Here is a 22,240-nt window from a genome sequence, read left to right as displayed (position 1 = left end):
CCAGAGCAATCTGGCGGCCGTTTTGCTTTGGGCCTAGCGCTGCGCGCGGGTGGACAGCGCCACGATGGCCGCGCCGGCGGCGACGATCAGCGCGTCTTCGATCAAGCCGCTGCGGGTCTGGCCCATGCTGGCCATGGCGCGCTTGCGGCCGGCCAGGGTGAGATAGGCCAGCGGCACGGCGGTAGCCACCGCAACCGCGGCGCCGGCCGGTTCGCGGCCCTGCGGCGCCAGCGCCGCACCGGCGATGCCGGCGCTCATCACGCGCGCCAGCAGGCCAAGGAAGACGGTGCGGTCGGGCGCGCTCTTCATCTTGTCGCCGACCAGCTCGCCGGCGCCCATCGCCATGGCGCCGAGCTTGAACAGCGGCTTGTCCAGCAGGACCAGCTTGCCGCTGGTCTCGCGGCCGGCCGTGCGCGCCATCGCGATGGTGGCCATCGGCGTCATCGAACGCGCGCTGGCCACGGCGCCGATCAGAGCGGAAGACAGCAGAGTCATTTTTATCTCCGGTGAGCAAATGGATGACCTGACTTTACGGCCTATCGCTTATTGCCTCTGTTAGCCAAGCAACGTGCGCAAGTTTTACTTGCACTTGAATTGCGCTCGCAAGCCGTCCAGTTCGCCGGGCTTGAGCTTGGCGGCCGTGTCCTTGTCGACCACATTTTGCTCTTCGCGTAAGATCAGGAAGGCTCCATCAGGCTGCTCGACCAACACCAGATAACCGCAATACAGGCTGGTGTTCGCATATTCGCCGGAAAAATCCACAGCCGCATAGACGCCCGCCGGCGCCTGGGGCGGATTGCGGTACCAGGTAATTTTCTTGAAATCCCGCTGTATCAGCTTCCCCGCTTGAGCGTTGAAGTCCTGCGCCAGGAAGCTCCAGCGCGCGAAAGGCGTCTGCTGGTGCTGGGACGGCGTCAGTACCGCATACGCTTCCTGATAGCGGGCATCATCCTTGGCGGCGAAATATAGACGGCTCAAAGACTCCACGCGCTCGATCTGTGCACTGCTGGCACGCCACTGGCTGGAGACATCCTGCCCCATCCGGGCATTCAAGACCTTGAACTCCTCCATCAACTTATCGCAAGCCTGCTTGCTGGCCTGACATAGCGCTGTCATCTGGACAGAAACGCCGCCGCCCTGCTCCACCATCTCACGCCGCACCGCAGCGGGATGGGCTGCATGATCGGCTGGTGTGAACGACCAGATAGCATGCGCCGCCTTATCCTCGACAATGGTCCAGCCGCCTTGCACTGAAATCGCGACATCACTGCGCGCCTTGAGCGCCTCCAGCGCTGCGGATACTGTTGGATAACCTATGCCACCACCCTCTGCATGGGCGGCCATCGGCAACGCCATCAAGGCCAGAAATAAAATCCGCATCGCCCTGCCCTTATCAAATCGGAAACTAGCAGATTACTTGAGTATCTCTGCCGTGTCGACAATATCCACGCCTTGCAGCTGGCCCAGCCAGGCGTCGAACCACGGTTTGTGGGTGACGCCGACGATGGACAGCACGCGGGCGCCGGGGCGCTCGCGGAAAGTTTCGCGGATGTTGGCGACCATGCGCAGGTTGCGGATTTCCCAGCCGGCCACCCACATCTGCGGATAGCCTTGCGGCGACGCAGCGCGCAGGGCGGCACGCACGTTGCCGTCAGCGCGCATCAGCAGGTTGGCTGGCAGGTTGATATCGCGGTATAGCGGCAGCAGGTCGGCTTCCAGCGCCATCGCATCGCAGCGCTTGTCATGAGCTTGCAGCGCCGCACCGCCGGCTTTCCATGCCGCTTCGACCGAGGCGCCAAATGCCTTCTCGTCCGCCACAGCAATATTGTCGCCAGTATGATTGTCGACCTGGTGCACGCGTTGCAGGCCTAGCCGCGCGGCCAAGCGGGCCGCGATCAGGTAATTTTCATTATTGTTGTCGGCCATTTTAGCCAGCTTGCCGGCCGAGACGGCATCCAGCCCATCGCCCGCACGGCGCTCGGCCTCCGGCAGCTGCAACCATTGCACATAGGCCGAGGCCCGGTCGTTCGCCGCCAGCAGCAGCGCGGCAAGATGGCGGCGCTGTGCTGGCGCAGGCTGCGACGGCCAGCTTTTGAAGGTCTGGTGGACTTGGGCGATGGCGGCGCTGAGATCCAGCCCGGTGGCGGCCCTGGCTTCATCGGTTGGCGCGCAATAGTCGGCGCCATACTTGGCCGGCTGACGTGCGGCGAGATCGCACTCCTCCCCCGGCAGTGACTCGATGGTGATGATATCCGGCTTGAAGGTCTCCAGCCGCCTCAGCACCCCATCCAGCGCAGCGGGATTGAACGTCTTCGGCAACTCGCTCAAATGCACCGTACCCAACACCAGCACTTTCGACCGCGCCCCAGCCATATCCCGATCCAGCGCCGACAGATCGCCCTGCGCCTGCGCCACCAGCGGCAACGTCAATCCAAAAATCAAACGCCACTTACCCATTTCGCCTCCCCACATTGAAAGAACCACCAGTGTAAGAAAGCGCACGCCGCGCCTGAGCCAGTTTTAGACAGAATGCTAATTCAATGCTATAGAACGCAAAAAGTGAACCTTAACAGTTCGACATACAATATTGCGGTATGCCGAACGTCCTCCAGTCTATGACTGCACCAATAACAACATCTGAGCAAGATCAGGACATCACCGCGACGGTGCTGCGCGAGCGCTCGCGCTTGTGGAACTTTATCCGCCGCCGCGTGGCCGATCAGACCGACGCCGACGATATTCTGCAAGACGTGTTCTACGAGTTCACCCAGGCTTACCGCCTGCCCGATCCGATCGAGCAGGCCAGCGCCTGGCTGTTCCGCGTCGCCCGCAACCGCATCATCGACCGCTTCCGCAAGAAGAAGGAAGTGGCGCTGGAAGACCTCGCCCCAAACAACGACGAGGACGACGACTGCCGCCTCGATCTGATGCTGCCCTCGCCCGACGCCGGCCCCGAAGCCGCCTACACCCGCGCCATGCTGCTGGAAGAACTTCAGTGCGCGCTGGACGAACTCCCCGCCAACCAGCGCGAGGTCTTTATCGCCCACGAACTGGACGGCGTCAGCTTCAAGGAGATGGCCGAACAAACCGCCACCTCCATTAACACTTTATTGGCCCGCAAGCGCTACGCCGTGCTGTACCTGCGCCAGCGCCTGCAAGCCCTGTACGACGAATGAAAGGAGTACCCGCAAAATGCGTCACCACGATATGAGTTACAAGAAATTCAAGCTGATGAAGGGCATCTTCATCCTGGCCGCCGCCGGCGTGTTGGGCCTGGTTGTCATGGCCCTGTGGAACTGCCTGATCCCGGAAATCTTCCCCGGCGCCAATGCCGTGAATTATTGGCAAGCCCTCGGATTGCTGCTACTCTGCCGCATCCTGTTCGGCGGTTTCCGCGGCCATCACCGCGACTGGCACGAGAAGCGCGAGCACTGGCAGCGCTGGCAGGCCATGACACCCGAAGAGCGCCAGGCTTTCTTCAAGCACCGCGCCAACTTCTGCCGCCCCGCCGCACCACCTGAAACGAAAGAATAACGCATGCAAAAAACACCTGCGCCGCCATTCAGCGGCTATCAAAAACAAGTGGTGGCCATGCTGGCCTTCCTGCAATTTGCCGTGATCCTCGACTTCATGATCATGTCGCCGCTGGGCGCCGTCATCATGCCGGACCTGAAAATCGCGCCATCGCAGTTCGGCCTGGTGGTGTCGGCCTACGCCTTCAGCGCCGGCGTGTCCGGCCTGCTGACCGCCGGCTTCGCCGACCGCTACGACCGCAAGAAGTTGCTGCTGTTCTTTTACACCGGCTTCATCGTCGGCACCGTCTGGTGCGGCCTGGCGCAAAGCTTTGAATCGCTGCTGGCCGCGCGCGTGTTCACCGGCCTGTTCGGCGGCGTGATCGGCTCCATCGTGCTGGCCATTTCCACCGACCTGTTCCCGCCACAAATGCGCGGCCGCGTGATGGGCCTGATCCAGACCGCGTTTGCCGCCAGCCAGGTGCTGGGCATCCCGGCCGGCATCTATCTGTCCAACCAGTGGAACTGGCATGTGCCGTTCATGGCCATGGCCGCCTTCGGCTTGATTGGCGGCCTGCTGGTGGCGTGGAAACTGCAACCGGTCGACGCCCACCTCGGCCAGCCGCAGGAGCACAGCCCCTTCATGCACCTGTTCCACACGGTGACCGAGAAGCGCTACCTGCTGGCCTTCTGCGTGACCGCCCTGCTGACCACCGGCGGCTTCATGCTGATGCCGTTCAGCAGCGCCTACATCGTCAACAACATGGGCATCGACCTGCACCACCTGCCGACCGTGTACCTGGTCACCGGCATTTGCACCATCTTCATCGGCCCGCTGATCGGCCGCGCGGCCGACGCCATCGGCAAGTTCCGCGTGTTCCTGTTCGGCACCGGACTGTCGATCGCCATGGTACTGATCTACACCCACCTCGGCCATATTCCGCTGTGGATGCTGGTGCTGGTCAATTCGGTGATGTTCGTCGGCATCTTCTCGCGCATGATCCCGTTCCAGGCGATTTCCTCGACCGTGCCGAGCATGACCCAGCGCGGCTCGTACAACGCCATCAGCGCCTCGATCCAGCAACTGGCCGGCGGCGTGTCCTCGGTGGTGTCCGGCCACATCGTCACCCAGGCCGCCGATGGCCGCCTGTTGCACTTCGATACGGTCGGCTATGTGGTGGTGGGCACCTCGCTGGTGGCGACCGCCCTGCTGTGGCGCCTGCAACGCGGCCTCCCAAGCGCAGCGGCCCCGCGCCCGGCTTAAGGTAGAATCAATTTTATTGCCGTACGGCACTATTTCGAATTATAATAATTTCAGTAAGTCGTAACCCACCACCAACTTATCTGATTCGAAAAGGGAGAAGTGCATGAATTCCAGAAATATGGATGCCGCCTGCCTGCGCGCGCTGCGCCGCCGCGGCCATTCCGACACCAGTATCGCCGCCATGACGCCTGAGGAAGCGTTTTGCGAGTACTGTGCCTATCACGGGATCATGAACCTGTCGCCGTCCACGCTGGAAATGCTGGACAAGCTGCGCGGCGAAGCCGGCAAGTAAAAAAAAGCCATGTGGCTATGCGGCGGTCTTGACCGTCGCAGCGCACATGGCTTTTTTCATTGGATCAACGGTAGAACGGCTCGACCGTGCCTTTCAGCTTGATCAACATCGGATTGCCCTTGCGATCCAGCGCCTTGCCGGCCGGGACTTTGATCCAGCCTTCGCTGATGCAGTATTCATCCACATCGTTGCGCTCTTTGCCGTTGAACTTGATGCCGATGTCGTGTTCAAACACGGCCGCGACGTGGAATTTGCTGCGCGGATCGATCGACAGACGGTCCGGCAGTGGTGGGAGTTGAGTAGTATCGTTCATTCCGCCATTATAGCCCAGACCACACCTTGATACGATAATTGTTGCGCAATACTTGTTTACTCAAGTATTATTCAAGCATTACTCAACCAAGGATAGATCATGGACGACGCAACCCCCATCAGCCCCAGCCTCGAATTCACCCTGCGTCTGGCGCGCGCCCAAGCCACGCTGGTGCGCCGGCTCGACCAGGTGCTGGGCGGCTACCACGGCATCAGCTTCAGCGACTTCATGCTGCTGCACTACCTGAACCGCGCGCCGGGCGGCCGCCTGCGCCGCGTCGACCTGGCCGAACGCCAGGGCCTGACCGCGTCCGGCGTCACCCGCACCCTGCTGCCGCTGGAGAAAATCGGCCTGGTCGAGCGCCAGCAGGACCCGCGCGACGCCCGCGTGGCCTACGCCGCCATCACCGCCACCGGGCGCGAGATGCTGACCAACGCCACCACGGTGGCGGACCAGATCAGCAAGGACCTGCTGCGCAGCTGTCCGCCGGCGCAGTTCGATGATGTCAGCAAGGCGCTGGCGCTCATCGCCGGCATGAATGCTTCCAACTCTTAAAGCGAGGGCCACATGGCCGATCAACCGACGCCTGGCGCGGCGCTAAAGCGCGATCCCAATTTCCAGTGGCTGATGCGCGGCGGCGCCATCTCCGCGCTGGGCGATCAGCTGACCATGATCGCCCTGCCCTGGCTGGTGCTCAAGCTCACCGGTGATACGCTGGCCCTCGGGCTGGTGATCGCGCTGATGAGCATTCCACGCGCCGTGTTCATCCTGGTCGGCGGTGCGCTGGTGGACCGCTACTCGCCCAAGCGCGTGCTGATGCTCACCAAGCATGTCAACGCCGCGCTGCTTGCGCTGCTGACGCTGCTGGTGCTGAACGTGTCCACCACGCCGACCGTGGCGCTGAGCGAGACGCTGTCGCTGACCGTCGCCATCACGCCGCAACTGGCGCTGCATGTGATCTACGTGCTGGCGTTTGGCCTTGGATTGGCGCAGGCGTTCGCCATGCCGTCCGGGATGTCCATCATGCCGCTGGCCATCGCGCCTGAACACCTGCAAACGGCCAACGGCATGATGATGGGACTGCGCCAGGTCACCATGCTGGTCGGGCCGCTGCTGGCGGCGGGCCTGCTGGCGGTGAGCGGCGATGGCCACGACCTGCGCGGCCTCGCACTGGCCTTCGGCTTCGATGGCCTGAGCTATGTGTTCTCCGCGTGGACGCTGGCCAAAGTAGCGCTGCGCACCGCGCCCGCCACACACGGCGCAAGCGCGCCGCAATCGGTGCTGCGCTCCGTCGGTACCGGCCTGCGCATGGTATGGGACGACATGCCGATGCGCTTGTGCTTCATTTACTGGGGCACCGTGTCGCTGTTCATCGGCGGCGCGATGCAGGTGGCGATTCCGGTGCTGGCCAGCGAACTGCACGGCGCCTCCACGCTCGGCATCATCATGGGCGCACACGGCGCCGGCACGCTGCTCGGCATGGGCGTGGCCGCGAAAATGAGCCACCGTCTGCGCTTCGCCAGCTTCGGCGCGATGATTCTGTCGGCGGATGCCATCGCCGGCGTGCTGCTCGCCCCCCTGGGCATGGTGCACGCGGCGTGGCAGGCCTGCGCGCTGATGCTGGCACTCGGCCTGCTCACCGGCTACATCCAGATCAAAGTCTTCACCTGGATACAGCAGCGCGTGCCGCCGCACATGATGGGCCGCGCCATGAGCATCTTCATGTTCATCTTCATGGGACTGGCGCCGTTGTCGGCGGCGGCCACCGGATGGATACTGACGCAAATCCCGCTATCGCAATTGTTCCTTGGCGGTGGCATCATACTGGTGCTGTTCGCGGCGGGCGCCTATCTGTTCACGCCGATCCGCGGCATCGCCGCCAACGCATCATAAGGAAAACGCATGGAAACCAAGTGGCTGGAGGATTTTATCTCGCTGGTGGAGACCAATAATTTCAGCCGCTCTGCGGCGCTGCGCCACGTGACGCAGCCCGCCTTTTCGCGCCGCATCCAGTCGCTGGAAAACTGGCTGGGAACAGACCTGATCGATCGCACCTCCTACCCAACGCGCCTTACGCCAGCAGGGATTGTGTTCTACGAGCAGGCGCTGGAGATGCTCTCCAAAATCAATGGCGCGCGCGAGATGCTGCGCTCCAAGCGCGCCGCCGCGCAGACCAGCATCGACCTCGCCGTGCCGCACACCTTGTCGCTGACCTTTGTGCCGAAGTGGCTGACCAAACTGGAAGAGGATTTCGCGCCCATCCGCAGCCGCCTGATGGCGCTCAACGTGCACGACGCCGTGCTGCAACTGGTGGAAGGCGGCTGCGACCTGCTGCTGTGCTATCACCATCCGCGCCAGCCGGTGCAGCTGGACCCGGGACGTTACGACATGCTGGTGCTGGGCCACGAATCGCTGCGCGCGTATGCGCGCTGCGATAAAAACAAAGTGCCCGAGTTCACCCTGCCCGGGACCAAGCGCTCGCCGCTGCCCTTCCTCTCCTACACCAACAACGCCTATCTCGGACGCATGGTGGAGCTGATCCTCAGCGATGCGAAAACAGCGCTGCATCTGGAACCGCACTACGAAACCGACATGGCGGAAGGCTTGAAGATGATGGCGCTGGAAGGACGCGGCGTCGCCTTCCTGCCCGAATCCGCCGTCACGCGCGAACTCAAACAAAAGCAGCTTGCGCGCGCCGACAACGATAGCGCCGACTGGGAAATCGAAATGGAAATCCGCTTGTACCGCGAGCGTCCATCATCGCACCGGCGCGGAAAACCGATCGTTGAACGGCTGTGGGAATTCCTCGAATCGCAGCAGCAACACAGCGGCCGCAAACGCCGCGCCCCGGTATCGGAGAGATAACTATGCATTTTTTGCATAGCCGAATGCGCATACAGCATTGGCCGCTCTGAAGGCTCCAGGCCTATGATTCGTCCCACTTGAGCGCTGCCACGAGCAGCGTTCAGCCAACGAATATAAGGGAGCCTTGAGCATGACCACCGTACCAGCACAACACGCACTGCCCTCCTACCTTAACGCCGAAGATCTCGGTCCGTGGGGCGTCTACTTGCAGCAAATCGATCGCGTCACCCCGCACCTCGGTAGCCTGTCGCGCTGGGTCGAAACCCTCAAGCGCCCCAAGCGCATCCTGACCGTTGACGTGCCTATCGAGCGCGATGACGGCAGCATCGCTCACTACGAAGGCTATCGCGTACAGCACAACATGTCGCGCGGCCCGGGCAAAGGCGGCGTGCGCTTCCACCAGGACGTGACCTTGTCCGAAGTGATGGCACTGTCGGCATGGATGACCGTGAAGAACGCGGCCGTCAACGTGCCATACGGCGGCGCCAAAGGCGGCATCCGTGTCGATCCGAAGACCCTGTCACGTGGCGAGCTGCAACGCCTGACCCGCCGCTACACCAGCGAAATCAGCCTGATTATCGGCCCTAACAAAGACATCCCTGCACCGGACGTCAACACCAACGAACAAGTGATGGCGTGGATGATGGACTCCTACGCCATGATCGAAGGTAACCTGTCGACCGGCGTGGTGACCGGCAAGCCAATCTCGCTGGGCGGCTCGCTGGGCCGTCGTGAAGCGACCGGCCGCGGCGTGTTCGTGGTCGGCCGCGAAGCAGCGGCAAAGCGCGGCGTGGCGATTGCCGGCGCCCGCGTTACGGTGCAAGGCTTCGGCAACGTCGGCGGCGTGGCTGCGACCATGTTCGCGGAGGCCGGTTCGAAAGTGGTGGCCGTGCAGGATCACACCGCGACCGTGGTGCACCAGGGTGGCCTGGATATCGCCCGTCTGCACAAGCACGTGGCGGAAACCGGCGGTGTCGCAGGTTTCCCTGGCGCCGAAGCGGTGCTGGATCGCGACGCATTCTGGGACGTGGAATCCGACATCCTGATCCCGGCAGCACTGGAACAGCAGATTACTGCTGCTAACGCGCAGCGTATTCGCACCAAAATCATCCTGGAAGGCGCCAACGGCCCAACCACGCCGGAAGCGGACGACATCCTGACCGACAAGGATGTGCTGATCGTTCCTGACGTATTGGCCAACGCGGGCGGCGTAACCGTGTCATACTTCGAGTGGGTACAAGATTTCTCCAGCTTCTTCTGGACCGAGGATGAAATTAATGCTCGCTTAACTCGCATCATGCAGGATGCATTCAATGCTGTATGGACCGTTGCGCAGGACAAGAAAGTCACGCTGCGCACCGCGACCTTCATCCTTGCTTGCACCCGTGTGCTGCAAGCGCGTGAAGTGCGTGGCCTGTATCCATGATTCACTGAATCCCCAGCAGTTTGCGCCTGTACCTGCCCTTGGCTCGTACAGGCGTTTTTCGCATTTGTAAGGAACAGAATATGACCACAATAGAACAAAAAGCATTGGCCTATCATCGCGCTGGCAGCGCAGGCAAAATCGCCATTGAAATCACCAAAAGCGTCAGCACCCAGGAAGACCTGGCGCTGGCTTATTCGCCGGGCGTCGCCGCGCCGTGCGTGGAAATCAAGCGTGAGCCGGCCAAGGCTTACGAATACACCGCCAAGGGCAACCTGGTTGGCGTCATCACCAACGGCAGCGCGGTGCTCGGACTGGGCAACATCGGCGCACTGGCCGGCAAGCCTGTGATGGAAGGTAAAGTGGTGCTGTTCAAAAAATTCGCCGGCATCGACGCGTTTGACATCGAGATCGACGAGAGCGATCCGGACAAACTGGTGGACATCATCGCCGCCCTGCATCCGACCTTCGGCGGCATCAACCTGGAAGACATCAAGGCGCCCGAGTGCTTCTACATCGAGCGCAAGCTGCGCGAACGCCTGTCGATTCCGGTCTTCCACGACGACCAGCACGGCACCGCCATCGTGGTGGGCTCGGGCATGCTGAATGCAATCGAGATGACCGGCCGCGATATCGCCACCGTCAAAATCGTCTGCTCCGGCGCGGGTGCGGCGGCCATGGCCTGCCTGGAGCTGCTGGTGGATCTGGGGGCACAGCGCAAGAACATCTACGTCTGCGACAGCAAAGGCGTGCTGACCACCGCGCGCAATCTGGACGGCGAAAAAGCCGCGTGGGCGCAGGATACCGTGGCCACCACGCTGTCGGAAGTGATGGAAGGCGCGGACGTGTTCCTCGGCGTGTCCGGTCCGGGCGTGCTGTCGCAGATGGACATCCAGCGCATGAAAGCGCAGCCGATCGTGTTCACGCTGGCCAATCCTGAGCCGGAACTGCGTCCGGAACTGGTGCGCGAAGTGGCGCCGGACGCCATCATCGCCACCGGCCGTTCGGACTATCCGAACCAGATCAACAATGCGCTGTGCTTCCCTTATCTGTTCCGCGCGGCGCTGGACTCGGGTGCTGTGACGATCAACCAGGAAATGAAGCGCGCATGCGTGGTGGCTCTGGCTGACATGGCGCGCAGCGATGTACGCTTCAGCAAAGACTACATCGTACCGGGCCTGCTGGACCCGCGCCTGCTGAGCGGCGTGACGCCGAAGATCGCCACCGCAGCATGGCGCAGCGGCGTGGCGCGCAAACAGCTGGTGGAACTGGAATACGCCGACGATCTGAAAGACCTGGCGGAGTCGCTGCTGTAATCAAGCCTGCCGGTGCAAGCGTAGCAGCGCGAAGAAATCGGCAAAGTTCAGTGCCACATCCATCGAGTGGCACACATGAATTTCACGCGCGGCGATCTCTTCGCCGTAGCGTGAATCGTCACGGATGCGCCTCGCGCGGCGTTTGACGACAGGGCAAAACTCCATACCGAAAGCGGTCAGCGACACCATGGGGCTGTCGCCGAAAGTCAATGAGCCGCCAAGCTGCACGAACGGCGGCAGATGCTGGTACTGCTCATAAAGCCATTGCGCCGCCGGCGAAATCTCGCGGAACTCACTGGTCAACGCCGAGACGGAAATCTGGAACCGCTTGTACTCCGGCTCAGGAATCTGCCCACCGGCACTCCGGACTCCTCCAGCACATAGCGCGCCGCGGCGAGGTCGGTCGACAAATTGTACTCGTAGCCGCCTGCATCGGCCGCACCACCTATCCATACCAGCTTCATTTTCTCGGCAATGGCAGGATTGAGCCGCAAAGCCGCGGCGACATTCGTCAGCGGTCCACCACAGGTCACGATCAGCGGCAAAGGATCATCACGCATCGCCTCCGCAACAATCGAGCGCGCCGCCGCCGACTCGCCGCCCGCAAAACCTTCGGCGCCTACAACAACCGGCGGTGCGCTCGTCATCCCAGGGCGCCCGATCAACTCCTGCGCCAAGCGACAGCCAGCACCAGCCGTCTGCGCGGCATCAACACCAGCCATGCCGGCCAACTTCGCGTCCAGCGGCGACCCAGTCACCAACACCGTGCGCGCCTTCGGCGACAGCAGCTGATGCGCCAGCGCCACCAGTCCATCCGGATCACCGGCAAAATCATTATCGACAATCACCCGCACCGAAGCCCGCTGCGCAATCGCCGCTAACGGCCCGGCAAGTGCCACGGAAGCAGGAACCACAGCGGCAGTCAGGAAGGCACGTCGTCTCATATCGGCTCCGGATCGGGATAAATCAGCCCATTCTATCGGCCCAACCCGCGATCCAATTCCCGTATTTTGCGATACGTGGTATCAGTGCTCCGAAGACGCTAGTTCATCCTTCGCGGATATCAACCACCTCGCCATTGAGACGGCTGCAACGCGATCACCGCCATGCCAACCAGCGCCAGCACGGCACCAATGGCGTCGAAGCGGGTCAGCGCCACGCCATCGATGAAACGCAGCCATAACAGCGCGACGCAAATATAGGCGCCGCCATAAGCTGCGTAGGTGCGCCCGGCGGCGCTTGGATGTAGTGTCAGGAGCCAGGCAAACAGCGCCAGCGATGCCGCAGCCGGCAAAAGCAGCCACGCCGGCTTGCTCTGTTTGAGCACTAGCCAGGGCAGATAGCAGCCTACGATTTCCGCCAGCGCGGTCACAAAAAACAACGCCGCAATTCTAAAAAGTCTGTCATATAGTTTCTTGAGCTCTCGCCGAAATCAGGCGCACCGCTGTCGCTACGCCGTTTTCATGCACCATGGCCTCGGCTACCGCACCCGCTTTGGCCGACAACGCCGGCCGGTCAAGCACATAGCGGATGTGCGCCGCCAGCTGCTTCGCGGTGACGCTGCGGCGGCGCGTCAGTTTTCCGGCGATGCCGATGCGCCGCAGTTCATTCGCCCAGTGTTCCTGCTCGCTGATGTTGGCAACGACAATGGACGGCTTGCCCGCCAGCGTGGCCGATTGTGTGGTGCCGGCGCCACCATGATGCACCACTGCCGCGCAGCGCGGGAAAATAAGATGATGCGGCGCGGCCGCCACGTACATGATGCGATCGTCCGATTGCACGCCGCACTCTGCCCACCGCGATGCCTGTATCACCGCGCGGCAACCGGTAAGGCGTGCGGCTTCGGTCAGCAGGCGCAATGCGTCTCGCTGGTCCGCCACATCCGGCGGCATCCAGCTACCCATCGTCATGTAGACCGGCGCCTCGCCTGCGGACAGGAAGGACAGCAAGGCATCGGTCAGCTGTCCCTCCAGCTGCATGTTCGGCATGTCCAGGAAACCGCACACCTGCCAGGCATCCGGCCAATCCGGCTGGCGCTCGCAAATCTGCGGACTCACACCAACCAGCGTCAGGTACGGCGACAACCACACCTCGCTCATCACATCCTTCGCCGGCGTCATGCCCACCCGCGCACGCAGGCGATTGACGTAGGGGCTTAGCGTCCGATGCATCAGCCGGCGCGTCAGCCACCACAAAAAGCCATTGAACATACGCGGCCATCCAAGCGGATGACTGTATGCACTCGGTATCCCGGCATGCGACAGCAGCACGCTCACATACGGCTTGCCCGCATGTTCCGCCGCGATCTGCGTTGGATACATGAAGTAATGGCCGATCACCAGATCCGACTCCGCCGCCAGCTCGCGGGCAGCATCAAACATCGCCTCCTCCACCGGCCCAAAACAGCGACGCATGATCAGCGACATCTGCTTCAAAGGATCGCGCGCGTTGACGATGGCCCAGCCTATCTCCGCGCCCTGCTCCGGGGTAATCACCGGCGAAGCGACAATACGAATATTCACGCCGGAGGCCGACGTCACGCCGGCATAGGCATCGCTGTCGACGCAGGTGATCAGCAGCGTCACATCATGCCCGGCCAGTTGCAGGCCTTCGGCCAGCGCCAGGAACGGGCGGATATCGCCATGGCTGCCCCACGTTTGCATCCCTATCTTCATGCCTGCTTCCGCTTCGCGATCCAGTCGTTAATCACCCGCTCCAGCACCGACAACGGCAAGGCGCCGTGCGTCAGCACTTCGTTATGGAACTGCTTCAGATCGAACTTATCGCCCAGTTCCTGCCTCGCATGCTCGCGCAAGGCCAGGATCTTCAACATGCCGACCTTGTACGCCAACGCCTGTCCCGGCGCGACGAAATAGCGTTCAATCTCCGCCGTCACATCGCCTTCGGCCATGCCGGTATTGTCCATCATGTAGCTGATGGCTTGCTCACGCGTCCAGTGCTTGTAGTGGATGCCGGAATCGACCACCAGCCGCGTGGCGCGCATCATTTCATCGCGCAGACGGCCCAGATTATCCAGCGGGTCTTTCTCGAAGCCCAGCTCATACGCCAGCCGTTCCGCGTACAACGCCCAGCCCTCCTGATAAGCGGTGAACGGCACCACGCGGCGGAAGAACGGCACGCCTTCCAGCTCCTGCGCCAGTGTGATCTGGAAGTGATGGCCCGGTATGCCCTCGTGATAAGCCAGCGTGCGCATGGCGAATTTCGGCGTGTCGCCCGGATTGCGCATATTCGCGTAGAACACCCCCGGACGCGTGCCGTCAAATGCGCCCATCATGTAATAAGCGCCCGGCGCGGTCGCCTCCGAAGACGGCGGCACCTGCTCCACCTTCACCCCCAGCCTGGGACGCACATCGAACGCGCCGCCCAGCCCTTTGTTCACCTCATCCAATATGGCCTGATACTGCGCCAGCATGGCCCGCTTGCCTTCCGGCGTATTCGGATACTGCTGCTCCGGCGAGCGCGCCAGCAGCTGCACGCGGGCGCCGATGGTGCCGTCGTTGAGGCCCTGCGATTTGAGGATGGCATCCATCTCCGCGCTCACGCGCGCCACTTCGGCCAGCCCCAGTTCATGCACCTGCTGCGGCGTCATGTTGGTGGTGGTATGCATGCGCACCGCCCATGCATAGAAGGCGTCGCCATTCGGCAGGCTCCATGCGCCATTGTTTTCCTTGGCCTTGGGCGCCAGCGCGGTGAAATAGCTGATCAAGCCGCGATAGGCCGGATACACCTGATCCTTCACCGCTGCGGCAACGCCAGCCAGCAGTCGCGTGCGCGTTTCGGCATCCATCTCCGTCACAGGAATTTTGTCCAGCTTTGTCTTGAAGCTGACATACAAGGGATGCTGCTCTGGCGCCATGGCGATCATGCCGTCCATCTGCTTGAGTACCTTCTCCACCGTGAAGCGCGGCGGTATGACGCCGCGCGATTCGCGCAGGCGCAGGGCTTCGGTCAGTTGGGTGAACTTGACCGGAAACAGTTTAAGGCGCGCGATATAACTCTCCGCCTCGGCCTTGCTGGTCACCTGGTGCACTTGTACCATGAAGTCCGGCAGCGCGCTTTGCACGCCCTGCATCTGATTGACCGGGAAATCGTGATGGATATACGGCTCGCCCTCGGCCTGTATGCGCAGGAAGTACTCCAGCGTGTCGTAGGAAAGCTGGCCTTCGCGGTCCAGCTTCTCGCGGTCATACTGCTTGAGGGTGGCGAGGCTGTCCTTCATCAGGTTCAGCATCTTCTGCTCGTGCGCCGGCGAAGCGTCATCCAGCCTGGCGCTGTAGAAGTCCGCCCAGCCGGGCAGGATGCGCATCGACGACAGCATCTCAGGACTGTCGATCGCGAACAGCGCGAATACCCGGGTGTAGAACCAGTCCAGTTTCAGTGGCTTGAAATAAATCGAATGCGCGAATAACGCAGCCACCACCAGCACCACCGAAGCCAGCGCAATCGCCAGCCACTTGAACACTCGCTTCATGCCGCACTCCCCATCATCATAATTATTTTTCAATTATGTAATGAGCAACGTGCTGCTTGCAAGTGATTTAACGGCCGCGATTGACGTTGAAGGCCTGCAGACGGTTGTCGTCGCCGGACAGCAGCACGGCGTGGTCGGCGAACAGCATCTGCCGGAACACCGGCGCGGGGCCGAGCGCCGCGCGGCCGGGCAAAGTAAAGCGCAGCAGCGTTGGCGACTGCGCCGACAGCGGCTCCGAACCAACCGCATAATCGGCCAGCACCAGCACATCGCCCACCGGGTCGCCGGTCTTGAAGGCGCCGACCACGCTGCCGGCGATGGCGATGCCACCGCTGAAGGCATGTGCATCGATCTCGGAAGCGCGCGCATTGCCATTCCAGGCCGTGGACAAGGTCTCCTGCGTCAGGTCGGTACGGCCGCTGGGCAGCACCGGCGCGCCATTGCTGTCGACCGCCACGCCCATCACGCCACCGCTGCTGGTGGTCGTGGCTTTGCCGTTCCACAGCACGCCCATCTTGCCCGAGGTATTCAGCGCCACCGGATACGGCTGCGAACCACCAGTATTGATCGAACGGATGGTCGGCGCGCCTGCGCCCTTGGCCCACATGGCCAGCGCGGCGCCGCCGCCTTCCATCCAGCCTGCCAGCACCGCACCGCCGGCAGCCGCCACATGCGGATGCAGGGCCGAAGTGGAAATCATGAACGGCGGCGTAAGCTGCCTGCCGCTGAAATCGAATTTGCACAGCTTGAGCACATACTGCGTCTTGTCGGTGACCGGCAACAGCGAGAAGGTAGTGGCCAGCCAGAAGCCATTGCCGTCCACCGCGCCGCCGTTTTCGGCCGCCGCATATTCGGTGGTGGACGTCGCCGCCACCGGTGGGTACAGATCGGTGGCGCTGCCCAGCGGCCTGGCTTGCGCATCGAAGTGCAGCAGCGCCGTGCCCTTGGTGGCTTGCACCATGATGAAGCCATCCGGCGACAGCATCATCAGCCACTCGCCGGTATAGCCGGCGGCCAGCGAGAAGCCGTAGTCGGTGGAAGACAGCAGCTTGCCTTGCTTATCCAGTACGCTAAGCCGCGTGCCGGCATACGCCGGCTGGCCATTGACGGTCACAAAGGAATCGGAGCGAGAGCGCACCACGATGTGGTCGCCGACCACCAGCGCGTCAGTCATCCCGGCCAGCGAGCCAACGGTGACGGGATCGGAAACGGTGATGGAGGCGGCGGCCGTAGAGCCCGCGGCGGTTCCAGAGGAGGAGTTGGAACCGCCACCGCAAGCGCTCAGCACCAAAAGTACAAAGAGAAGAAAAACACGCATGCGACCAGTATAAGAATAAAAACAACTTCTCCCTACACTGCCCGCATGGCTTGGCGAGCCAGCGTGATGACCCGCCGGGCCTTTACTGCTGGCGGATCACCGCGCCGCCCTTCATCACGAACGACACCTTGGTCAATTCGGTGGCGTCGTCGGCGGCATTGCCCTTGACGGCGATGATATCGGCGTACTTGCCCACGCTGATCGAACCCACACGGTCCTTCCAGCCCAGCAGATCGGCCGCGCCAATGGTGGCCGACTGGATCGCCTGCATCGACGTCATGCCGTATTTGACCATGTAGTAAAACTGCTTGGCGTTGTCGCCATGCGGATAAACGCCGGCGTCGGTGCCGAAGGCCATCTTCACGCCACTACCGAACGCCTTGCGGAAGTTATCGCGTTGCAGTTGGCCGACCTTGCGCTCCTTCTCCAGCGATTCCGGCAGGATGCCGGCCTTCTCGCCTTCTTGCAGGATGAAGTCGTCGTCGTAGATATCCATCACCAGATAGGTGCCACGCTCCTTGGCCAGTTTGATGCCCTCGTCGTCAATCAGGCTGGCATGCTCGATCGAGTCGACACCGGCCACGATGGCGTCGCGGATCGCGCTGGCGCCGTGCGCGTGCGCGGCCACCTTGCGGCCCAGCTTATGCGCCTCGCCGACGATGGCCTGCATCTCTTCCAGCGTGTATTCCTGGGCGCCGGCTTCGTCGCCCTTGGACAGCACGCCGCCCGACGCGCAGATCTTGATCACATCGGCGCCATACTTGGCCATCTCGCGCACCTTGGCGCGCGCGGCCCACGGGCCGTCCGCCACGCCACGTGCGGCGAAGTTGGCGTCCGGCGGCAGCAGGTTGTCGTCGCAGTGGCCGCCCTTCATGCCGATCAGGTGACCGGCGGAGCGCATGCGCGGGCCGATGAAATCGCCGTCGTTGATCGCATCGCGCAGCGCCACATCGCCAAAACCGGTGCCGCTGGAGCCGACATCGCGCACGGTGGTGAAGCCCGCCTCCAGCGTCTTGCGCGCGGCGCGCACGCCATACAGCGCGGCGCGCACATCGGACACGCCCAGCGCGTTGTAGCCCGCCAGGTAAGGATCGGAAGTCAGGTGGGTGTGCATGTCGATCAGGCCAGGCAGCACGGTTTGCGACGACAGGTCGATCACTTGGGCGCCGGCCGGCACCTTGGTGCTGGCGTTCGGGCCGACGGCGCTAATGCGCTCGCCGGTGATGACGATGGCCTGATCCTTGAGCACCGTGCCGGCGACCACGTCGACCAGCTTGCCGGCGCGGATCACGGTGACTTGATCGGCGGCGTTGGCTTGCGCAACCACGCCCAGTACAGCTGCGGAGATCAGGAGGTGCTTCAGTTTCATGGACGGCGCCTTGCTTGAGGTTTAAAACAAAAAGCATAGCAGAGGCCCCGCCAAATGCGAAGCTACCCGGGCCAGGCGCAGGTGCGGAAACCTGCAAAGATATCGTCGCGTTCCGGCAGGTAGAAATTACGGAATCTGGCCGAGCCAAAACGCGACGGCGTGGCGAACGAAGCCCCGCGCAGCACCTGATGGGTATGGAACCACGGCTCGGAATATTCAAGATAACGGTCCGCCTTGAAGTCCGGGTAAGGCTCGAACGGCGACGCCGTCCACTCCCACAATTGCCCCCAGCGGAATGCCGGATGTCCCGACAAAGCCGCATACTCCCACTCGGCTTCGGTCGGCAGGCGGCGTCCGGCCCACGCGCAATAGGCCTGCGCTTCATACAAATTCACATGCCGTACCGGTTCCGCGCCGGCCAGGGTGCAAAGCCTCCCGAATCGCATGGTGCGCCATTGGCCGCCGTCGCGCTGCCAGTAGCGCGGCGCCGAGCGCTCCTGACGCATCAGCCAATCGGCGCCGGCCTGGCTCCAGAACTGGCGGTTTTCATAGCCGCCATCGGTGACGAAATCTGCATACTGGGCATTGGTCACCAGGGTGCTGTCCATGCGGAACGGCGCCACATGGAAGCCGTGCGACTGGCGCTCGTTGTCGAACGTGAAGCCGGCGCCGGCCTTGCTGCCCAGTTGCAGCGTGCCGCCGGGGAAGCCGATCTCGGACGGCGCAAATGCCCCCTGCACTTCGGCCGCCTGCGGCAACGGCGACGGCAAGCCGAGTGTCTGCAAGGTGTAGAGGAAGGCCTCGCCGTGCATGTCCTCGTGCGCCAGCGCCAGACGATAGGGATAGAGCGCCTCGTCGGTGTTGGCCTCGCGCGACAGTTTGTCGAGCACACGGTCCAGCACTTCGTGACAGTAAGTCTTCACGCCGCCGGGACTGGGCAGGTCCAGCGTCCAGCGGCTGCGGTGCGGCACGCGGGCCGAATCGAACCAGTCGTCGCCCTTGGTCAACAGGCAGTGGCCGTTGGCGTCGGCCGGATGGCTGGACGTCGCTTCGCGCAGGATGAACCATTCGGCGAACCACGCCGTATGCCCCAGCTCCCACAGCGGCGGATTGATGATGCGCAGTTGCGGCACGCGCGAAGACACGTCCATGCCAGCGGCGGCAAAACTTTCGAACAGCGACAACGTATAATCCCTCGCATGTCGAAGGGCCTCCGCCATCTGCTGCGAAGTGGCGTTCCTGAATGATGAAGTCATGCGAAGATTGTAACCACTTTCAAGCAAAACACCAGTGAGCAAAACACATATCTGGATCGTGAGTCCCGCCTCCGCGCGCAACAACAACGGCAACTGGCAGAGCGCCAGCCGCTGGGCGCGATTCCTGCGCACGCGCTATCGCGTCACCGTCAGCCAGCAATGGCCGGCCGAAGCGCATGTCCAAGCCGGTTCGGCGCCGCCCGACCTGCTGATCGCCCTGCATGCCCGCCGCTCGGCGCCTTCGCTCGATGCGTGGACGCGCGCGCATCCTGAACGCTCCTCCATCCTGCTGCTGACCGGCACCGACCTGTATCGCGACATCGACACCGACGCCAGCGCCCAGCGCTCGCTGCAACAGGCGAGCGCGCTGGTGGTGCTGCAAACCCACGGCCTGCAAGCCCTGCCCGCGCCGCTGCGTGCCAAGGCCCGCGTGATCTACCAGTCCGCCGCCACGCTGCGGCCTGCCACCGGGCCGCAGCGCCACGCGGACATTTGCATGATCGGCCATCTGCGGCCAGAGAAAGATCCGCTCACCTTCATGCGCGCGGCGGCGCTGGTGCAAGCGCCGTCGGCACGGCTGATCCACATCGGCGGTGCGCTGGAACCGGCGCTGGAGGCCGCCGCACAAGCCACCGCCGCACAGCAGCCGCGTTACCGGTGGCTGGGCGCCATGCCGCATGCGGCCACACGGCAGCGCCTCAAGCGCTGCCGCGCCATGGCGCTGACCTCGCACATGGAAGGCGGCGCCAACGTCATCATCGAAGCCGTGTGCGCCGGCGTGCCGGTGCTGGCCAGCGACATCGGCGGCAATCGCGGTATGCTGGGGGAAGACTACCAGGGCTACTTCCCTCCCGGCGACGCCGCCGCGCTGGCGCGGCTGATCGACCGCATCGCCGAAGACCAGGACTTCCACGCCACCCTGCGCGCCCAGTGCGACGCCCGCGCGCCGCTGTTCGCGCCGGCCGCCGAACAAGCGGCTTTGCTGGAGTTGGTGGATAATCTGCTGCATAAGACTTAACCAAGGATGCAAAACATGAGCAACGACGCAATCAAACTCACCTCGTTTTCCCACGGCGGCGGCTGCGGCTGCAAAATCGCCCCCGGCGTGCTGTCCGAGATTCTGAAAAACTCCAACGGCTTCCCGGTGCCGAAAGAACTGCTGGTCGGGATCGAGACCGCCGACGACGCTGCCGTCTACAAGCTGAATGACGAACAGGCGCTGATCGCCACCACCGATTTCTTCATGCCGATTGTGGACGATCCGTTCGACTTCGGCCGCATCGCCGCCACCAACGCCATCTCCGACGTGTATGCCATGGGCGGCACGCCCATCATGGCGCTGGCACTGGTCGGCATGCCGATCAACAAACTGCCGATTGAAACCATCGGCCAGATCATCAAGGGCGGCGAATCGATTTGCGCCGAAGCGGGCATCCCGATCGCTGGCGGCCACACCATCGATTCGGTGGAGCCTATCTACGGTCTGGTGGTGATGGGCCTTGTGCATCCATCGAAAGTGAAGCGCAACGCCGACGCCAGGGCCGGCGACGTGCTGGTGCTGGGCAAGCCGCTGGGCGTGGGCGTGCTATCGGCCGCGCTGAAGAAAGACAAGCTGGATGCGACAGGCTACCAGGCCATGATCGCCAACACCACCAAACTGAATAAACCAGGCAAGGCGTTGTCCGAGCTGGCGGGCGTGCACGCGCTGACCGACGTCACCGGCTTCGGCCTGCTGGGCCACTTGCTGGAACTGGCGCGCGGCGCCAAACTGGAAGCGCATCTGGACATGAGCAAAATCCCGCTGCTGCCGGGCGTCGAACAGCTGGCGCACGACGGCTACTTCACCGGCGCCTCCGGCCGCAACTGGGCCGCCTACGGCGCCGACGTCACGCTGGCGGAATCGATCACCCCGGCCCAGCACTCCCTGCTGACCGACCCGCAGACCTCCGGCGGACTGCTGGTCTCCTGCGACGCCAACAGCGTCGACGAAGTCCTGGCCCTGTTCCGCCGCGAAGGCTTCGGCGACGCCGCCGTCATCGGCCACATGGCCACCGGCCCGGCACGCGTCAATGTAGCCTAATGGCTCCGCGGCCCGACTCCTTGCCCACCTGAACTGCCGGAGGCCTGGTAAAACTGGTAAATAATGCTTAGGTAAATGGATTTTCAAGCCTGACACCTGTCGATAAAAAATCTGATACGTTACGGGTAACAACCGTGAGGTCATAAACAAGCGCAATCGCGGCGATTTGCTTGTCGATAGGATGATGTGGCTGAGGGGCCATCAGCAAGCCCCACACTTGCGCGCAGTCGGTATCAAAGCTGAGTTGACGGTCTGCGTACTCCATCATGGTAAATTTCAGCCAGAACTCAAGTTGGGCCGCTTGCCTGTGGCGCCTCTTTTGGCGCAAATTTTCAATACCGCGTCGAATTTCACCAATGGTCTGGACCGCGATATACATTTCACGCCGCGCCGTCAGGGCATAAAACTGTCTTACGCCGGGATTGCCTTGAGTCCCCTTGCGTAACTCGCTGAGAACGTTGGTATCGACCAGATACATGAACAACCTTATGGCCTGGGTACATTAAAGTCATCGTCGTGCCCAACGTTAGGCATGCTGGCCAATACCTCCTCAAATGATCGCCGCTCGGGACGCTTTAACGCTTCGCTCAGGATGTCGATTGCCTGCTCCTCAATGCTCCGTCCGTGCTCCTTGGCGCGTTTTGCCAAGCCACGCATGACAATATCATGCACATCTTTCAACAATAGATCGCTTGCCATGACTCTCTCCTTGATAGATTCAATCAGTCTAGCAGCGGTCC

At 62.6% G+C, this 22,240-nt stretch carries 25 protein-coding genes; 11 read left to right on the top strand and 14 right to left on the bottom strand.

Translation table 11 applies throughout. The annotated features are described in order from the left end of the window. Nucleotides 1-33 precede the first annotated feature (33 nt). The 3 genes from GM676_RS14175 to GM676_RS14165 form a co-directional block, all read right to left on the bottom strand. Complete coding sequence (locus GM676_RS14175; RefSeq protein ID WP_155464283.1) at nucleotides 34-495, bottom strand: hypothetical protein; 462 nt, start codon at nucleotides 493-495, stop codon at nucleotides 34-36. 84 nt (nucleotides 496-579) lie between these two features. Then, nucleotides 580-1,380, bottom strand: a complete 801-nt coding sequence (locus GM676_RS14170; RefSeq protein ID WP_155464281.1) for a DUF4019 domain-containing protein — start codon at nucleotides 1,378-1,380, stop codon at nucleotides 580-582. A 33-nt stretch (nucleotides 1,381-1,413) separates the two neighbouring features. Then, the gene (locus GM676_RS14165) at nucleotides 1,414-2,457 is read right to left on the bottom strand and encodes a DUF5694 domain-containing protein (RefSeq protein ID WP_155464279.1); all 1,044 of its coding nucleotides are present in this window, start codon (nucleotides 2,455-2,457) and stop codon (nucleotides 1,414-1,416) included. Between the two features lie 158 nt (nucleotides 2,458-2,615). Here GM676_RS14165 and GM676_RS14160 point away from each other — a divergent pair, with 158 nt between their 5' ends. The 4 genes from GM676_RS14160 to GM676_RS14145 all read left to right on the top strand — a co-directional run bounded on the left by GM676_RS14160 (nucleotide 2,616) and on the right by GM676_RS14145 (nucleotide 5,068). Continuing rightward, entirely contained in the window at nucleotides 2,616-3,176 is a 561-nt protein-coding gene (locus GM676_RS14160) for an RNA polymerase sigma factor (RefSeq protein WP_155464277.1), read from the top strand. Nucleotides 3,177-3,207: 31 nt separating this feature from the next. Continuing rightward, nucleotides 3,208-3,534: a hypothetical protein gene (locus GM676_RS14155; protein ID WP_155464344.1), complete on the top strand. Its 327-nt coding sequence runs from the start codon at nucleotides 3,208-3,210 to the stop codon at nucleotides 3,532-3,534. Nucleotides 3,535-3,537: 3 nt separating this feature from the next. Further along, nucleotides 3,538-4,776, top strand: coding sequence for an MFS transporter (locus GM676_RS14150; protein WP_155464275.1), 1,239 nt, complete (start codon nucleotides 3,538-3,540; stop codon nucleotides 4,774-4,776). Nucleotides 4,777-4,879: 103 nt separating this feature from the next. Continuing rightward, nucleotides 4,880-5,068, top strand: coding sequence for a hypothetical protein (locus GM676_RS14145; protein ID WP_155464273.1), 189 nt, complete (start codon nucleotides 4,880-4,882; stop codon nucleotides 5,066-5,068). Nucleotides 5,069-5,132: 64 nt separating this feature from the next. Here the strand turns inward: GM676_RS14145 and GM676_RS14140 are convergent, their stop codons facing one another. Further along, nucleotides 5,133-5,381: a DUF3297 family protein gene (locus tag GM676_RS14140; protein ID WP_155464271.1), complete on the bottom strand. Its 249-nt coding sequence runs from the start codon at nucleotides 5,379-5,381 to the stop codon at nucleotides 5,133-5,135. Nucleotides 5,382-5,480: 99 nt separating this feature from the next. Here GM676_RS14140 and GM676_RS14135 point away from each other — a divergent pair, with 99 nt between their 5' ends. The 5 genes from GM676_RS14135 to GM676_RS14115 all read left to right on the top strand — a co-directional run bounded on the left by GM676_RS14135 (nucleotide 5,481) and on the right by GM676_RS14115 (nucleotide 10,985). Further along, nucleotides 5,481-5,936: a MarR family winged helix-turn-helix transcriptional regulator gene (locus GM676_RS14135; protein ID WP_155464269.1), complete on the top strand. Its 456-nt coding sequence runs from the start codon at nucleotides 5,481-5,483 to the stop codon at nucleotides 5,934-5,936. A 12-nt stretch (nucleotides 5,937-5,948) separates the two neighbouring features. Beyond that, nucleotides 5,949-7,274, top strand: a complete 1,326-nt coding sequence (locus GM676_RS14130; protein WP_155464267.1) for an MFS transporter — start codon at nucleotides 5,949-5,951, stop codon at nucleotides 7,272-7,274. 9 nt (nucleotides 7,275-7,283) lie between these two features. After that, on the top strand, nucleotides 7,284-8,246 hold the full coding sequence (locus tag GM676_RS14125) for a LysR substrate-binding domain-containing protein (RefSeq protein WP_155464265.1): 963 nt from the start codon (nucleotides 7,284-7,286) through the stop codon (nucleotides 8,244-8,246). 130 nt (nucleotides 8,247-8,376) lie between these two features. Continuing rightward, nucleotides 8,377-9,672 (top strand): Glu/Leu/Phe/Val family dehydrogenase, encoded by a 1,296-nt coding sequence (locus tag GM676_RS14120; protein ID WP_155464263.1) that lies wholly within the window; start codon nucleotides 8,377-8,379, stop codon nucleotides 9,670-9,672. Between the two features lie 80 nt (nucleotides 9,673-9,752). Then, nucleotides 9,753-10,985, top strand: a complete 1,233-nt coding sequence (locus GM676_RS14115) for a malic enzyme-like NAD(P)-binding protein (RefSeq protein WP_155464261.1) — start codon at nucleotides 9,753-9,755, stop codon at nucleotides 10,983-10,985. Here the strand turns inward: GM676_RS14115 and GM676_RS31845 are convergent, their stop codons facing one another. The 8 genes from GM676_RS31845 to senA form a co-directional block, all read right to left on the bottom strand. Further along, nucleotides 10,986-11,288 carry a hypothetical protein gene (locus GM676_RS31845; RefSeq protein WP_211923230.1) on the bottom strand — a complete coding sequence of 101 codons (303 nt, stop codon included), beginning with the start codon at nucleotides 11,286-11,288 and terminating at the stop codon, nucleotides 10,986-10,988. Next, entirely contained in the window at nucleotides 11,285-11,929 is a 645-nt protein-coding gene (locus GM676_RS14110; protein WP_211923229.1) for a nucleoside hydrolase, read from the bottom strand. The genes GM676_RS31845 and GM676_RS14110 overlap by 4 nt, the downstream gene beginning before the upstream one ends. A gap of 119 nt (nucleotides 11,930-12,048) precedes the next feature. Beyond that, nucleotides 12,049-12,375, bottom strand: coding sequence for a YnfA family protein (locus tag GM676_RS14105; RefSeq protein ID WP_371866235.1), 327 nt, complete (start codon nucleotides 12,373-12,375; stop codon nucleotides 12,049-12,051). A 13-nt stretch (nucleotides 12,376-12,388) separates the two neighbouring features. Beyond that, the gene (locus GM676_RS14100) at nucleotides 12,389-13,660 is read right to left on the bottom strand and encodes a glycosyltransferase (RefSeq protein ID WP_155464257.1); all 1,272 of its coding nucleotides are present in this window, start codon (nucleotides 13,658-13,660) and stop codon (nucleotides 12,389-12,391) included. Then, entirely contained in the window at nucleotides 13,657-15,477 is a 1,821-nt protein-coding gene (locus tag GM676_RS14095; protein WP_155464255.1) for a DUF885 domain-containing protein, read from the bottom strand. The genes GM676_RS14100 and GM676_RS14095 overlap by 4 nt, the downstream gene beginning before the upstream one ends. Before the next feature lie 67 nt (nucleotides 15,478-15,544). Then, nucleotides 15,545-16,651 carry a hypothetical protein gene (locus tag GM676_RS14090; RefSeq protein WP_229262681.1) on the bottom strand — a complete coding sequence of 369 codons (1,107 nt, stop codon included), beginning with the start codon at nucleotides 16,649-16,651 and terminating at the stop codon, nucleotides 15,545-15,547. Nucleotides 16,652-16,877: 226 nt separating this feature from the next. Continuing rightward, nucleotides 16,878-18,164 (bottom strand): Xaa-Pro dipeptidase, encoded by a 1,287-nt coding sequence (locus GM676_RS14085; RefSeq protein ID WP_155464251.1) that lies wholly within the window; start codon nucleotides 18,162-18,164, stop codon nucleotides 16,878-16,880. 62 nt (nucleotides 18,165-18,226) lie between these two features. Then, nucleotides 18,227-19,420, bottom strand: a complete 1,194-nt coding sequence (gene senA, locus GM676_RS14080; protein ID WP_267875602.1) for a selenoneine synthase SenA — start codon at nucleotides 19,418-19,420, stop codon at nucleotides 18,227-18,229. A 34-nt stretch (nucleotides 19,421-19,454) separates the two neighbouring features. Here senA and senB point away from each other — a divergent pair, with 34 nt between their 5' ends. After that, nucleotides 19,455-20,438, top strand: a complete 984-nt coding sequence (gene senB, locus GM676_RS14075) for a selenoneine biosynthesis selenosugar synthase SenB (RefSeq protein ID WP_371866230.1) — start codon at nucleotides 19,455-19,457, stop codon at nucleotides 20,436-20,438. A 15-nt stretch (nucleotides 20,439-20,453) separates the two neighbouring features. After that, nucleotides 20,454-21,500, top strand: a complete 1,047-nt coding sequence (gene selD / locus GM676_RS14070; RefSeq protein ID WP_155464249.1) for a selenide, water dikinase SelD — start codon at nucleotides 20,454-20,456, stop codon at nucleotides 21,498-21,500. Nucleotides 21,501-21,567: 67 nt separating this feature from the next. On the opposite strand, the gene GM676_RS14065 is transcribed toward selD, so the two are convergent. Then, nucleotides 21,568-21,978 carry a type II toxin-antitoxin system VapC family toxin gene (locus tag GM676_RS14065; protein ID WP_155464247.1) on the bottom strand — a complete coding sequence of 137 codons (411 nt, stop codon included), beginning with the start codon at nucleotides 21,976-21,978 and terminating at the stop codon, nucleotides 21,568-21,570. Between the two features lie 8 nt (nucleotides 21,979-21,986). Then, nucleotides 21,987-22,199 carry a FitA-like ribbon-helix-helix domain-containing protein gene (locus tag GM676_RS14060; RefSeq protein ID WP_155464245.1) on the bottom strand — a complete coding sequence of 71 codons (213 nt, stop codon included), beginning with the start codon at nucleotides 22,197-22,199 and terminating at the stop codon, nucleotides 21,987-21,989. Nucleotides 22,200-22,240 lie beyond the last annotated feature (41 nt).

The sequence above is a fragment of the Duganella radicis genome (assembly GCF_009720825.1).
Taxonomy (GTDB): domain Bacteria; phylum Pseudomonadota; class Gammaproteobacteria; order Burkholderiales; family Burkholderiaceae_D; genus Rugamonas; species Rugamonas radicis.
Note: the sequence above shows the minus strand (reverse complement) of the source record. Positions and strands in the feature narration are given on the sequence as shown.

Excerpts from the sequence above, each read along its gene's own strand:
- GM676_RS14100 (WP_155464257.1), bottom strand. The coding sequence starts at position 13,660 with ATGAAGATAGGGATGCAAACGTGGGGCAGCCATGGCGATATCCGCCCG.
- GM676_RS14130 (WP_155464267.1), top strand. The coding sequence starts at position 5,949 with ATGGCCGATCAACCGACGCCTGGCGCGGCGCTAAAGCGCGATCCCAAT.
- selD (WP_155464249.1), top strand. The coding sequence starts at position 20,454 with ATGAGCAACGACGCAATCAAACTCACCTCGTTTTCCCACGGCGGCGGC.
- GM676_RS14125 (WP_155464265.1), top strand. The coding sequence starts at position 7,284 with ATGGAAACCAAGTGGCTGGAGGATTTTATCTCGCTGGTGGAGACCAAT.
- GM676_RS14140 (WP_155464271.1), bottom strand. The coding sequence starts at position 5,381 with ATGAACGATACTACTCAACTCCCACCACTGCCGGACCGTCTGTCGATC.
- GM676_RS14155 (WP_155464344.1), top strand. The coding sequence starts at position 3,208 with ATGAGTTACAAGAAATTCAAGCTGATGAAGGGCATCTTCATCCTGGCC.
- GM676_RS14085 (WP_155464251.1), bottom strand. The coding sequence starts at position 18,164 with ATGAAACTGAAGCACCTCCTGATCTCCGCAGCTGTACTGGGCGTGGTT.
- GM676_RS14175 (WP_155464283.1), bottom strand. The coding sequence starts at position 495 with ATGACTCTGCTGTCTTCCGCTCTGATCGGCGCCGTGGCCAGCGCGCGT.
- GM676_RS14095 (WP_155464255.1), bottom strand. The coding sequence starts at position 15,477 with ATGAAGCGAGTGTTCAAGTGGCTGGCGATTGCGCTGGCTTCGGTGGTG.
- GM676_RS14170 (WP_155464281.1), bottom strand. The coding sequence starts at position 1,380 with ATGCGGATTTTATTTCTGGCCTTGATGGCGTTGCCGATGGCCGCCCAT.
- GM676_RS14150 (WP_155464275.1), top strand. The coding sequence starts at position 3,538 with ATGCAAAAAACACCTGCGCCGCCATTCAGCGGCTATCAAAAACAAGTG.
- senA (WP_267875602.1), bottom strand. The coding sequence starts at position 19,420 with ATGACTTCATCATTCAGGAACGCCACTTCGCAGCAGATGGCGGAGGCC.
- GM676_RS14060 (WP_155464245.1), bottom strand. The coding sequence starts at position 22,199 with ATGGCAAGCGATCTATTGTTGAAAGATGTGCATGATATTGTCATGCGT.
- GM676_RS14115 (WP_155464261.1), top strand. The coding sequence starts at position 9,753 with ATGACCACAATAGAACAAAAAGCATTGGCCTATCATCGCGCTGGCAGC.
- GM676_RS14110 (WP_211923229.1), bottom strand. The coding sequence starts at position 11,929 with ATGAGACGACGTGCCTTCCTGACTGCCGCTGTGGTTCCTGCTTCCGTG.
- GM676_RS14145 (WP_155464273.1), top strand. The coding sequence starts at position 4,880 with ATGAATTCCAGAAATATGGATGCCGCCTGCCTGCGCGCGCTGCGCCGC.
- GM676_RS14135 (WP_155464269.1), top strand. The coding sequence starts at position 5,481 with ATGGACGACGCAACCCCCATCAGCCCCAGCCTCGAATTCACCCTGCGT.
- GM676_RS14165 (WP_155464279.1), bottom strand. The coding sequence starts at position 2,457 with ATGGGTAAGTGGCGTTTGATTTTTGGATTGACGTTGCCGCTGGTGGCG.
- GM676_RS14160 (WP_155464277.1), top strand. The coding sequence starts at position 2,616 with ATGACTGCACCAATAACAACATCTGAGCAAGATCAGGACATCACCGCG.
- GM676_RS14065 (WP_155464247.1), bottom strand. The coding sequence starts at position 21,978 with ATGTATCTGGTCGATACCAACGTTCTCAGCGAGTTACGCAAGGGGACT.
- GM676_RS14090 (WP_229262681.1), bottom strand. The coding sequence starts at position 16,651 with ATGACTGACGCGCTGGTGGTCGGCGACCACATCGTGGTGCGCTCTCGC.
- GM676_RS14120 (WP_155464263.1), top strand. The coding sequence starts at position 8,377 with ATGACCACCGTACCAGCACAACACGCACTGCCCTCCTACCTTAACGCC.